Annotated in this window: 10 protein-coding genes and 1 tRNA gene; all 11 read left to right on the forward strand. The window is 67.5% G+C overall.

The window, feature by feature from the left end:
- Positions 1-219 precede the first annotated feature (219 nt).
- Positions 220-1,131, forward strand: a complete 912-nt coding sequence (locus MFF13_RS08190) for a DUF1444 domain-containing protein (protein ID WP_238271845.1) — start codon at positions 220-222, stop codon at positions 1,129-1,131.
- Positions 1,132-1,193: 62 nt separating this feature from the next.
- Positions 1,194-1,270 (forward strand) — tRNA-Trp (locus tag MFF13_RS08195).
- A 188-nt stretch (positions 1,271-1,458) separates the two neighbouring features.
- A complete protein-coding gene (gene secE, locus MFF13_RS08200) occupies positions 1,459-1,755 on the forward strand; it encodes a preprotein translocase subunit SecE (protein ID WP_147829754.1) in 297 nt (98 codons plus the stop codon).
- Between the two features lie 60 nt (positions 1,756-1,815).
- Positions 1,816-2,349 (forward strand): transcription termination/antitermination protein NusG, encoded by a 534-nt coding sequence (nusG, locus tag MFF13_RS08205; RefSeq protein ID WP_147752987.1) that lies wholly within the window; start codon positions 1,816-1,818, stop codon positions 2,347-2,349.
- A 191-nt stretch (positions 2,350-2,540) separates the two neighbouring features.
- On the forward strand, positions 2,541-2,993 hold the full coding sequence (rplK, locus tag MFF13_RS08210) for a 50S ribosomal protein L11 (protein ID WP_147752988.1): 453 nt from the start codon (positions 2,541-2,543) through the stop codon (positions 2,991-2,993).
- A gap of 12 nt (positions 2,994-3,005) precedes the next feature.
- Entirely contained in the window at positions 3,006-3,704 is a 699-nt protein-coding gene (gene rplA, locus MFF13_RS08215; RefSeq protein ID WP_238271846.1) for a 50S ribosomal protein L1, read from the forward strand.
- A gap of 80 nt (positions 3,705-3,784) precedes the next feature.
- A complete protein-coding gene (locus MFF13_RS08220) occupies positions 3,785-4,072 on the forward strand; it encodes a GIY-YIG nuclease family protein (RefSeq protein WP_147752990.1) in 288 nt (95 codons plus the stop codon).
- A 261-nt stretch (positions 4,073-4,333) separates the two neighbouring features.
- Positions 4,334-5,977: a B12-binding domain-containing radical SAM protein gene (locus MFF13_RS08225; protein WP_147752991.1), complete on the forward strand. Its 1,644-nt coding sequence runs from the start codon at positions 4,334-4,336 to the stop codon at positions 5,975-5,977.
- A 518-nt stretch (positions 5,978-6,495) separates the two neighbouring features.
- Positions 6,496-7,014, forward strand: a complete 519-nt coding sequence (gene rplJ / locus MFF13_RS08230; RefSeq protein WP_147752992.1) for a 50S ribosomal protein L10 — start codon at positions 6,496-6,498, stop codon at positions 7,012-7,014.
- A gap of 60 nt (positions 7,015-7,074) precedes the next feature.
- The gene (gene rplL, locus MFF13_RS08235; RefSeq protein WP_147752993.1) at positions 7,075-7,452 is read left to right on the forward strand and encodes a 50S ribosomal protein L7/L12; all 378 of its coding nucleotides are present in this window, start codon (positions 7,075-7,077) and stop codon (positions 7,450-7,452) included.
- Positions 7,453-7,718: 266 nt separating this feature from the next.
- Positions 7,719-11,843, forward strand: a complete 4,125-nt coding sequence (rpoB, locus tag MFF13_RS08240) for a DNA-directed RNA polymerase subunit beta (RefSeq protein WP_147752994.1) — start codon at positions 7,719-7,721, stop codon at positions 11,841-11,843.
- Positions 11,844-11,981 lie beyond the last annotated feature (138 nt).

An 11,981-nucleotide genomic window follows, 5' to 3' on the forward strand; every position in this document is an offset into this window, starting at 1 on the left:
CGTCGCCGCCATCAACGCGTAAGCTGCTCGAAGCGAGCGATTCGGCACGGCCGGCGGTCTCCGCCGGCCGTTTTGCGTCGCCGAGGCCGTGGAATCGGGTCCAAGCCCCGTCGTCACCGCCTCAAATCGGCGTTCCCTCAGCCGCGACGGCCCCGGAGCTTGACACGAGGCCTCCGGTTTACTTTCCTGATGCCCGCGGTCTTCGGCGGACCATCAGGAATGAACACCTCGATCAGGTTTCCGCGGCCGACGCGCCGTCTGCTGCTCGCCGCCGCCGCGAGCGCGATCCTGATCCGCCCGGCCTGCGCGGACGCCCTCAGCGACGGACGCTTCCGCGCCGAGGTGGCGGCCGTCCTGCGGGCGATGCTGCCCGGGGCCGAGATCCTCCCCGACCCCGATCCGAAGCAGATCCTGTTCGGCGGCAGCACGATCACTCTGACCAACCTCTATCCGCGCATCGCCCCGCTCGCCGGCGACGCGCGCCGGCGACTGATCGAGGCGCACCTCGCCACCGCGCTGAAGGCCGTGAACGCGCCGCCGTCGACCGGAGAGCCGAGTCTCGCGGCGGTACGCACGCAGCTGCGGGTGCAGCTTCTGCCGCGCGAAATTCTGCGGCAGGTGCCGGACCTCGCCACGCGGACCTTCTCCGAGACCCTGGTCGTGGCCTACGTCATCGATGGGACGGACCGGATGCGCTACCTGACCCGGTCGATGCTCGACGGGTGGGGCGTCGGCGCCGGGGCGATCCCGACCGCCATCGAGGCTCTGGCGCTGGCCAACCTCGCCGAGGCCTCGAAGGACGCCGCGTTCGCGCTCGCGGTCGCCGACGGCACGCCCATCTTCGTCATGACGAGCGAGGACGACAACTACGACGCCGCCCGCCTGATGCTGCCGAGCTATCTCGACAGGGTCCGGAGCGCGTTGAAGGCGGAGGCCGTCACCGTCGCGATCCCGACGCGCGACCTGCTCATGGCGTGGCCCGCCGACAGCAAGGCCCGCGCCGGCTTCGCCGCGCAGGTGCGCGACCGGCTGCGGAAGGGGCCCTACGGCCGCAGCGACGAGCTGTTCCACGCCGACGCCGCGGGATTGCGACCGCTGACGGCGGCCGAGCGCGCCGATCACGGCCGCTGACGCATTTCCCGCCCGGCCGGGCCTTGCATCCCGGCGCCCGATCGGGCATTGGGCGACACGATAGGAGTGTAGCTCAACTGGTCAGAGCGCCGGTCTCCAAAACCGGAGGTTGCGGGTTCGAGTCCCTCCACTCCTGCCAGTCTACAGCGCCTTCCAGCCACCAGCTGCTGCCCATCTCCCATTCCCGCGACGTGCCGCGGCTGTCGACAACCCCGACGACTTGCGCTAGAGCGGGCGCACTCCGAGATCGATGGCGGCTGTCGGTTCGGGCTCGTTCGAGCGAGCTTCCGAACCCGTCGTCATTCTCGAAACCCGGTTCCTGACGCCATGGCATCGAACGAAGCGACCAAGAAGGCCGATCCGGCGCGCGGCCCGGTCCGCGGCGCGGCCTCGCAGCCGCCGCAGCGCAACGCCCCTCCCGCCCGGCCCGCGCCGAAGCGCGTCGGCCCGCTGGATTTCCTCGGGCAGGTGCGCGACGAGGGCCGCAAGGTCACGTGGCCGACCCGCAAGGAGACCACGGTCACCACGATCATGGTGTTCGTGATGGTGGTGGTCGCGAGCCTGTTCTTCACGGTGGTGGATCAGGGCCTGCGCTACTTCGTCGGCCTGATCCTGGGTCTCTAGGACAACACACACCGCCTCGGGCCCCGGCCCGCCGCGAACGCTCAGGAGTCGATCAGAACCGTGTCGAAGCGCTGGTACATCGTCCACGCCTACTCGAATTTCGAGAACAAGGTCGCCCAGTCCATCAAGGATCAGGCGGCCCAGCGTGGGCTCATGGACCTCTTCGAGGAGGTGATGGTCCCGACCGAGAAGGTCGTCGAGGTCCGCCGCGGGCGCAAGGTCGACGCGGAGCGGAAGTTCTTCCCCGGCTACGTGCTGGTGAAGTGCGACCTCACCGACGAGGTCTACCACCTGATCAAGAACACCCCGAAGGTCACGGGCTTCCTCGGCGCCGACAAGTCGAAGCCGGTACCGATCCCGGATTCGGAAGCCGAGCGGATCAAGGGCCAGGTCGCCGAGGGCGTCGATCGTCCCAAGCCCTCGATCTCCTTCGAGATCGGCGAGACGGTCCGCGTCGCCGACGGTCCCTTCGCCTCGTTCAACGGCACCGTCGAGGAAGTCGACGAGAGCCGCTCGCGCCTGAAGGTCGCCGTGTCGATCTTCGGCCGCGCCACCCCGGTGGAACTCGAATACGCCCAGGTCGAGAAGGCCTGACGTAGAGCGGACGGAGGGCGGCGGAGAGGGCAGGGGCGACCCTTCTCCCCGCAGCTCGAACTTCGCCGATCACACGCGGAAGGCCCGCCCGGTTCGCCGCCGGGGTCCACGGTCCGCACCGCGACCTGCAACCGCCCGTCCGACCGAGCCTCAGGCAGCCCGGCGGCGCGCAATCATTTGGGAGCAGTCCCATGGCGAAGAAGATCACGGGCTACGTGAAGCTTCAAGTCCCGGCCGGCGCCGCCAACCCGTCGCCGCCGATCGGTCCCGCGCTCGGTCAGCGCGGCCTCAACATCATGGAATTCTGCAAGGCCTTCAATGCGAAGACCGCGCAGATCGAGAAGGGGACCCCGATCCCAGTCGTGATCACGGCCTATCAGGATCGCAGCTTCACCTTCGAGATGAAGCAGCCGCCGGTCACCTTCTTCCTGAAGAAGGCCGCGGGCCTGAAGATCGGCAAGAAGCCGGCCTCGGGCTCCAAGACCCCCGGCAAACCCGGCTCCAACGTCGGCAAGGTCTCCGAGGCGCAGCTTCGCGAGATCGCCGAGAAGAAGATGCCCGACCTGAACTGCGACTCGGTGGACGCCGCCGTCGCGATGATCCGTGGCTCCGCGCGGGCCATGGGCCTCGAAGTCACCGCGTAAGGGGAGGGCACCATGGCAAACGAAGGCAAGCGCATCCGCGCCGCCCGCGAGGGCATCGACCCGACCAAGCTCTATGGCATCGCCGAGGCGGTCGCGATGGTGAAGGCCAAGGCCAACGCCAAGTTCGACGAGACCGTCGAGGTCTCGATGAACCTCGGCGTCGACCCGCGCCACGCCGACCAGATGGTCCGCGGCGTCTGCAACCTGCCCAACGGCTCCGGCCGGAAGGTGCGGGTGGCGGTGTTCGCCCGCGGCGCCAAGGCGGACGACGCCCGCGCGGCCGGCGCCGACATCGTCGGCGCCGAGGACCTCCTCGAGATCGTCCAGGGCGGCAAGATCGACTTCGATCGCTGCATCGCCACCCCGGACATGATGCCGCTCGTCGGTCGCCTCGGTAAGGTGCTCGGCCCCCGCGGCCTGATGCCGAACCCGAAGGTCGGCACCGTCACCATGGACGTGAAGTCCGCGGTCGCCGGCGCCAAGGGCGGCTCGGTCGAGTTCCGCGTCGAGAAGGCGGGCATCGTCCACGCCGGCATCGGCAAGGTCTCGTTCGACGAGCAGAAGCTCGTCGAGAACATCAAGGCGTTCGCCGACGCGGTGGCCAAGGCCAAGCCCGCCGGCTCCAAGGGCACCTACATCCAGCGCATCGCCGTCACCTCGACGATGGGCCCGGGCGTGAAGGTCGAGCCGGGCTCCGTCCTCGGCGCCTGATCCGTCCCGCACGAACGACGAAGCGCCCGGCCCCTGCGGCCGGGCGTTTTTCGTTTGAGTCCTCCCGCTGCGGGCCACCGATGACGTCTCACGTCGACATCCTGGCCAACCAGCGGAACGGAACGCTCTATACCGGTTCCACGACGGATCTCGCACGACGCGTCTGGGAGCATCGGACTGCAGTGACGCCCGGCTTCACCAAGACCTACGGCGTCGTGATGCTGGTCTGGTACGAGGATCATCCGCGCATCATCGACGCTCGGATTCGTGAGTACGCGATCAAGCGCTGGCGGCGAGCCTGGAAGCTGGCGCTGATCGAGGCGATGAACCCGGATCGGCGTGATCTGTATCTCGATCTCAATCAGTAGCCAGAGCCGCTGCGCGGCGCTTTCCAGGCTGGGTCCCGGATCGGGTTCCGCTTCGCTTCACCCGTCCGGGAAATCGGGTGCGCATGACTCGACCCTGGCAGCAAACCCTCGCCGTTTTCCTGGACGCCTGAAGCGTCAGCGAAAGGCGAGCCGGGACCCAGCACGAGAAGCGCCGCGGAGCGGCTCCATACCCGACATCACGATGCAGATTGCCGCAGCCAAGGGGGGCGCCATCGCCCGTGCCTGTGCTAAATAGACGGCATGCGATGCACCCTCCCCGTACAGACCAAGCGACGCATCCTATGCGTCTTCCCCGCCTACACGCCGTCCTTCGGGACGTTCTCCCACGCCTACCCGTTGATGGGCGGCGTGAAGGCCTTCATGCCGCCGCAGGGGCTCCTGCTGATCTCGGCCTACATGCCGGAAGGCTGGGAGTGCCGGTTCGTCGACGAGAACATCAAGCGCGCCACGCCTGAGGAGTTCGCCTGGGCCGACGCGGTGTTCGTGTCGGGCATGCACATCCAGGAGCCGCAGATCCACGAGATCGCCAAGCGCGCGCACGCCGCCGGCAAGGTGACGGTGCTCGGCGGCCCCTCGGTCTCGGGCGCCCCGGAGAAGTACCCAGACTTCGACTACCTCCACATGGGCGAGATCGGCGACGCCACGGACGAGCTGGTATCGATCCTCGACCGCGACCTGACGCGCCCCTCGGCCCAGGTTCGGCTCGAGACGAAGGAGCGGCTGCCGCTCTCCGACTTCCCGGCGCCGGCCTACGAGGCGGCTCCGTTGAAGCGCTACCTGATCGGCTCGCTGCAATTCTCGTCGGGCTGTCCGTACCGCTGCGAGTTCTGCGACATCCCGCAGCTCTACGGGCGCCAGCCGCGGCTGAAGAGCGCCGAGCAGATGTGCGCCGAGCTCGACGCGATCATCAGCCAGCCCGGCCACCCGGCGGTGGTCTACTTCGTCGACGACAACTTCATCGCCAACCGCAAGGCGACGCGGGACATGCTCCCGCACCTGGTGGCGTGGCAGAAGAAGAACGACTACCCGCTCCAGTTCGCCTGCGAGGCGACCCTGAACATGGCCAAGCAGCCCGAGATCCTCGAGCTGATGCGCCAGGCGAACTTCATGACCGTGTTCGTCGGCATCGAGACGCCGGAGGAGGACGCGCTCAAGGGCATCGACAAGACCCACAACGCCGCCGTGCCGATGTACGGCGCGATCGAGACGCTGAACTCCTACGGGCTCGAAGTGACCTCGGGCATCATCCTCGGCCTCGACACCGAATCGGACGCTTCCGAGCAGTACCTGATCGACTTCATCGACAAGTCGGGCATCCCCGTCCTGACGATCAACATTCTTCAGGCGCTGCCGAAGACTCCGCTCTGGGACCGGCTCGAGAAGGAGGGGCGGCTGCTCCACGACGCCAGCCTCGAATCGAACGTGCTGTTCAAGCGTCCGCACGACACCGTGGTGTCGAGCTGGCGCCGGGCCATCGCGCACGCCTACGAGCCGGAAAAGATCTTCGAGCGCTTCAAGCACCAGTGCGCGACGACCTATCCCCACCGGATCAAGACGCCGACCAAGGGCAAGCTCACCTTCACCAACCTGCGCCGCGGGCTGATCCTCGGGTTCAACATCATCACCCGGGTCGGCATCTTCTCCGACTACCGCCGGCCGTTCTGGTCGGCGGCCGGCTACGCCCTGAAGCGCGGGCAGATCGAGGCGGTGTTCAACATGGGCTTCGTCGCCCACCACCTGATCCGCTTCACCCGCGAGGCCCTGCGCGGCGAGCACAACGCCTCGTTCTACGCGGCCAAGGCCGCCGAGACGGAGGCCGCGCGGCAGCGCTCGTGGTGGGAGAACGCGCGCAAGCGCTTCGTGCCGGAGCGCGAGGCGGCCTAGGGCCGCGACGGCCGGCGCGGCGCGACCACGTCGGAAAAGTCGCGTTTCGGTACTTGGCAGGGCGCTTGCTTGGCTCTATACACCGCGCTCCACGCAATTTTCATGTTTGTTGATGGAGCCCGTCCGCCCGGGCGGGCTCCGTATCGAGACGCCGCCTGGGTGACCGGGCGTCGATGGCCGGCAGGACCTAAGGGGTGAAAACCTCTGAAGGCCGTGTCCGGCCATGTCCTGTCCGAGACTGCAGGTGCCGGTTCGCCGGCTTAATCCGCAAAGCCTGCACAGACGGGGAAGACCGCAGTTTCGAAGCGCCCGACCGATGAGGGACGGCGTGAAGGCATCGGTTTGAACCATCTCAGCCCTTAGGCATCGCACCCCTCGCGGGGGCGGCACCGGGGGACAGGGCCGTGAAGCGTCGTCCAGGACGTTTTCGGCTTAACCAAGGTCGAAGTTCCGTCCCGGGCGGCACGTGCAACCGGCGGACCCATTCTCGGGTTCCGCTCAAACCGGAGAGAGCCCCAGTGGACAGGACAGCAAAAGCTGATCTCGTCTCGACGCTCAACGGCGTGTTCGCAAAGAGCGCCGTCGTCGTCGTGGCCCACTACAAAGGCCTCACGGTCGCCGAGATGCAGAAGCTGCGTTCGCAGATGAAGCTGGCCGGCGCCACCGTGCAGGTCGCGAAGAACAGCCTCGCCAGCATCGCTCTCGATGGCACGGACGTCGCCTCCATCAAGCCCCTCCTGAAGGGCCCGACCCTGCTCGCCTATTCGAGCGATCCGGTCGCGGCCGCCAAGGTGGCGGTGGATTTCGCCAAGGCCAACGACAAGCTCGTGATCCTCGGCGGCGCCATGGGTGCGACCGCTCTGAACCCGGACGGCGTGAAGGCCCTCGCCTCGCTCCCGTCCCTCGACGAACTGCGCGCCAAGATCGTGGGCCTCGTCCAGGCTCCCGCGACCAAGATCGCTCAGGTCGTCAACGCGCCGGCGGCCAAGCTCGCCCGCGTGTTCGGAGCCTATGCCATCAAGGACGAGGCGGCCTGACGGTCGTTCACCCCTTTCAAACCCATCCCTTCACACCGATATCGTTAGAGGATCATCACCATGGCTGATCTTGCCAAGCTCGTTGACGACCTGTCGTCGCTGACCGTTCTCGAGGCCGCCGACCTCGCCAAGATGCTCGAAGAGAAGTGGGGCGTCTCGGCTGCCGCCGCCGTCGCCGTGGCCGCCGGCCCGGCCGCCGGTGCGGGCGCCGCCGCCGTCGAGGAGCAGACCGAGTTCACGGTCATGCTCGCCGCCGTCGGCGACAAGAAGATCGAGGTCATCAAGGAGGTCCGCGCGATCACCGGCCTCGGCCTCAAGGAAGCCAAGGACCTCGTCGAGGCGGCCCCGAAGGCCGTCAAGGAGTCCGTCACCAAGGACGAGGGCGAGAAGCTCAAGGCGCAGCTCGAGAAGGCCGGCGCCAAGGTCGAGCTCAAGTAAGTCGACGACGGGCCGCACCCGGCCCGTCACCCACGGCGGCTCTCTCGGGAGTCGACCGTGACCGCAGCCCGCGGGTGTTCGCACCCGCGGGCTGAGGCCGCTTCAAGCGGCCGGCGAACCCTGGAACGGGTTTCGGCTTGGCACAAGCCGCTGGGAACAGTCGATTCGGGTGGCGCGGTCCGGCGGGACGCGAGCCATGGCCCGGTGCGGGAGTTGGAAAAACTTCCCCGGGCGACCAGGACGCGAAGATGGTGGAGCGAGGTCACATGGCCAATACGCTGGTCGGTCGCAAGCGCATTCGGAAGTTCTTCGGCAAGATCAAGGAAGTCGCCGAGATGCCGAACCTCATCGAGGTTCAGAAGGCGTCCTACGACCAGTTCCTGATGATGCACGAGCCCGAGGGCGGTCGCGGCGACGAAGGCCTGCAGAGCGTGTTCCGGGGCGTATTCCCGATCTCGGACTTCTCCTCGACGGCGCTGCTCGAGTTCGTGCGCTACACCTTCGAGCAGCCGAAGTACGACGTCGACGAGTGCCGCCAGCGCGGCATCACCTTCGCGGCCCCGCTGAAGGTGACCCTGCGGCTGATCGTGTTCGATGTCGATCCCGACACGGCGGCGAAGTCGGTCAAGGACATCAAGGAGCAGGACGTCTACATGGGCGACATGCCCCTGATGACGGAGAACGGCACCTTCATCGTCAACGGCACCGAGCGCGTCATCGTCTCGCAGATGCACCGCTCGCCGGGCGTGTTCTTCGACCACGACAAGGGCAAGACCCACTCGTCGGGCAAGCTGCTGTTCGCCGCCCGCATCATCCCGTATCGCGGCTCCTGGCTCGACGTCGAGTTCGACGCCAAGGACATCGTGCACGTCCGCATCGACCGGAAGCGCAAGCTGCCGGTGACGTCGCTGCTCTATGCGCTCGGCCTGTCGGGCGAGGAGATCCTGTCCACCTTCTACAACAAGGTCGTCTACGACCGGGACGGCGCCGACTGGCGCGTGCCGTTCGACGCCGAGCGGCTGAAGGGCTTCAAGGCCTCGGTCGACATGATCGACGCCGATTCCGGCGAGGTCGTGCTCGAAACCGGTAAGAAGCTGAACGCCCGCAACGCCCGCCAGATCGCCGAGAAGGGCACCAAGTTCCTCAAGGCGACCGACGAGGACCTGGTCGGCCAGTACGTCGCCGAGGACCTCGTCGACGTGAAGACCGGCGAGATCTGGGCCGAGGCCGGCGAGGAGATCTCCGAGAAGCTGCTCAAGGCGCTGGAAGAGGTCGGCGTCGCCGAGATCCCGGTGCTCGACATCGACCACGTCAACATCGGCCCCTACATCCGCAACACGTTGGCCGTGGACAAGAACTCCGCTCGCGAGGGCGCGCTGTTCGACATCTACCGCGTCATGCGCCCGGGCGAGCCGCCGACGCTGGAGACGGCGGAAGCGATGTTCCACTCGCTGTTCTTCGACAGCGAGCGCTACGACCTGTCCGCCGTCGGCCGCGTGAAGATGAACATGCGCCTTGACCTCGATGCCGAGGACACCGTCCGCACCCTCCGCAAGGAGGACATGCTGTCGGTCGTCATGGCGCTCGTGGAGCTGCGCGACGGCAAGGGCGAGATCGACGACATCGACCACCTCGGCAACCGCCGCGTCCGGTCGGTCGGCGAGCTGATGGAGAACCAGTACCGCCTCGGCCTGCTCCGCATGGAGCGCGCCATCCGCGAGCGCATGAGCCAGGTCGACATCGACACGGTGATGCCGCAGGACCTCATCAACGCGAAGCCCGCGGCGGCCGCGGTGCGCGAGTTCTTCGGCTCGTCGCAGCTGTCCCAGTTCATGGACCAGACCAACCCGCTCTCCGAGGTGACGCACAAGCGCCGCCTCTCGGCGCTTGGCCCGGGCGGCCTGACCCGCGAGCGCGCCGGCTTCGAGGTGCGCGACGTGCACCCGACCCACTACGGCCGCATCTGCCCGATCGAGACGCCGGAAGGCCCGAACATCGGCCTGATCAACTCACTCGCCACCTTCGCGCGCGTGAACAAGTACGGCTTCATCGAGACCCCGTTCCGTCGGGTCAAGGACGGCGTCGTCACCAACGAGGTCTCGTACCTCTCCGCGATGGAGGAGGCGAAGTACTACGTCGCCCAGGCCAACGCGCAGATGGACGAGAACAAGAAGCTCACCGAGGAGCTGGTGGTCTGCCGCCGCGCCGGCGACGTGATCGTCGTCGGCCCCGAGCGCGTCGACCTGATGGACGTGTCGCCGAAGCAGCTCGTGTCGGTGGCCGCGGCGCTGATCCCGTTCCTCGAGAACGACGACGCCAACCGCGCGCTGATGGGTTCGAACATGCAGCGGCAGGCCGTGCCGCTGGTGCGCGCCGACGCGCCGTTCGTCGGCACCGGCATGGAGGCCGTGGTCGCCCGCGACTCGGGCGCCGCCATCGCCGCCCGCCGCTCCGGCATCGTCGACCAGGTGGACGCCACCCGTATCGTCATCCGGGCCACCGAGGAGGCCGACGCCACCAAGCCCGGCGTCGACATCTACCGCCTGCAGAAGTTCCAGCGCTCCAACCAGTCGACCTGCATCACGCAGAAGCCGCTGGTCCGCGTCGGAGAGCCGGTGAAGAAGGGCGAGATCATCGCCGACGGCCCGTCCACCGAGTTCGGCGAGCTCGCGCTCGGCCGCAACGTCCTCGTCGCGTTCATGCCGTGGAACGGGTACAACTTCGAGGACTCGATCCTGCTTTCCGAGCGGATCGTGAAGGATGACGTGTTCACCTCGATCCACATCGAGGAGTTCGAGGTGATGGCCCGCGACACCAAGCTGGGTCCGGAGGAGATCACCCGCGACATCCCGAACGTCTCGGAGGAGGCGCTCAAGAACCTCGACGAGGCCGGCATCGTCTACATTGGCGCCGAGGTGCATGCGGGCGACATCCTCGTCGGCAAGATCACGCCGAAGGGCGAGAGCCCGATGACGCCGGAGGAGAAACTCCTTCGCGCCATCTTCGGCGAGAAGGCGTCCGACGTGCGCGACACCTCGCTCCGGGTTCCCCCGGGCGTGACCGGCACGATCGTCGAGGTCCGGGTGTTCAACCGCCACGGCGTCGACAAGGACGAGCGCGCCCAGGCGATCGAGCGCGAGGAGATCGAGCGCCTCGCCAAGGACCGCGACGACGAGCAGGCGATCCTCGACCGCAACACCTACGCCCGCCTCTCCGGCGTGCTGATCGGCCAGGCGCCGATCGCCGGCCCGAAGGGGTTCAAGAAGGAGACCACGCTGACGCGTGAGCTCATCAACGAATACCCGCGCTCGCAATGGTGGCAGTTCGCCGTCGTCGAGGACCGTCTCATGACCGAGATGGAGGCGATGCAGAAGCAGTATGACGAGTCGAAGAAGCGCCTCGAGCAGCGCTTCCTCGACAAGGTCGAGAAGCTGCAGCGCGGCGACGAGTTGCCCCCCGGCGTGATGAAGATGGTCAAGGTCTTCGTCGCGGTGAAGCGCAAGATCCAGCCGGGCGACAAGATGGCCGGCCGCCACGGCAACAAGGGCGTGGTCTCTCGGATCGTGCCGATCGAGGACATGCCGTTCCTGGAAGACGGGACGCATGCCGACATCGTGCTCAACCCGCTCGGCGTGCCCTCGCGCATGAACGTCGGCCAGATCCTCGAGACCCACCTCGGCTGGGCCGCGGCGGGCTTGGGCCGCAAGGTCGGCAAGGCGGTCGACGCCTACCTGAAGAGCCAGGACATCGAGCCGCTGCGCGCCGAGATGCAGGCGATCTACTCCCCGTCGGAGCTGGAAGGCCTGTCGGACGAGGACATGGCCGAGGCCGCCAACAACGTGCGCCGCGGCGTGCCGATGGCGACCCCGGTGTTCAACGGCGCCAAGGAAGCCGACATCGAGACCATGCTGGAGATGGCCGGCCTCGACCGCTCGGCGCAGTCGACGCTCTATGACGGGCGCACCGGCGAGCCCTTCGACCGCAAGGTGACGATGGGCTACATCTACATGCTGAAGCTCCACCACCTCGTGGACGACAAGATCCACGCGCGCTCGATCGGCCCGTACTCGCTGGTCACCCAGCAGCCGCTCGGCGGAAAGGCGCAGTTCGGCGGGCAGCGCTTCGGCGAGATGGAGGTCTGGGCGCTGGAGGCCTACGGTGCGGCCTACACGCTGCAGGAGATGCTGACGGTGAAGTCGGACGACGTGGCCGGCCGCACCAAGGTCTACGAGGCGATCGTCCGCGGCGACGACACCTTCGAGGCCGGCATCCCCGAGAGCTTCAACGTGCTGGTGAAGGAGATGCGGTCGCTCGGCCTCAACGTCGAGCTGACCTCGTCCAAGAAGGCCGCCAACGACGCCCTCGAGCCGCCCGCCGACGCGGCCGAGTAATCGGACGCCTCGTCGAGCGAAGTGGAAGCCGGTTCGCGTGAAGACGATGCGGACCACGAAGGACACGACACCTCCCGTGCCGGCAGCGATGCCGGCACGGTTCGAGCGGGGAGGGGCGGAGCCTCCGGACGGGCCGAC

The organism is Methylobacterium cerastii (assembly GCF_022179125.1).
In the GTDB taxonomy this organism is placed as follows: domain Bacteria; phylum Pseudomonadota; class Alphaproteobacteria; order Rhizobiales; family Beijerinckiaceae; genus Methylobacterium; species Methylobacterium cerastii.

Bases quoted from the DNA above. Each gene is read 5' to 3' on its own strand.
- rplL (WP_147752993.1), top strand. From the start codon at position 7,075: ATGGCTGATCTTGCCAAGCTCGTTGACGACCTGTCGTCGCTGACCGTT.
- MFF13_RS08220 (WP_147752990.1), top strand. From the start codon at position 3,785: ATGACGTCTCACGTCGACATCCTGGCCAACCAGCGGAACGGAACGCTC.
- secE (WP_147829754.1), top strand. From the start codon at position 1,459: ATGGCATCGAACGAAGCGACCAAGAAGGCCGATCCGGCGCGCGGCCCG.
- MFF13_RS08190 (WP_238271845.1), top strand. From the start codon at position 220: ATGAACACCTCGATCAGGTTTCCGCGGCCGACGCGCCGTCTGCTGCTC.
- rplK (WP_147752988.1), top strand. From the start codon at position 2,541: ATGGCGAAGAAGATCACGGGCTACGTGAAGCTTCAAGTCCCGGCCGGC.
- MFF13_RS08225 (WP_147752991.1), top strand. From the start codon at position 4,334: ATGCGATGCACCCTCCCCGTACAGACCAAGCGACGCATCCTATGCGTC.
- rpoB (WP_147752994.1), top strand. From the start codon at position 7,719: ATGGCCAATACGCTGGTCGGTCGCAAGCGCATTCGGAAGTTCTTCGGC.
- rplA (WP_238271846.1), top strand. From the start codon at position 3,006: ATGGCAAACGAAGGCAAGCGCATCCGCGCCGCCCGCGAGGGCATCGAC.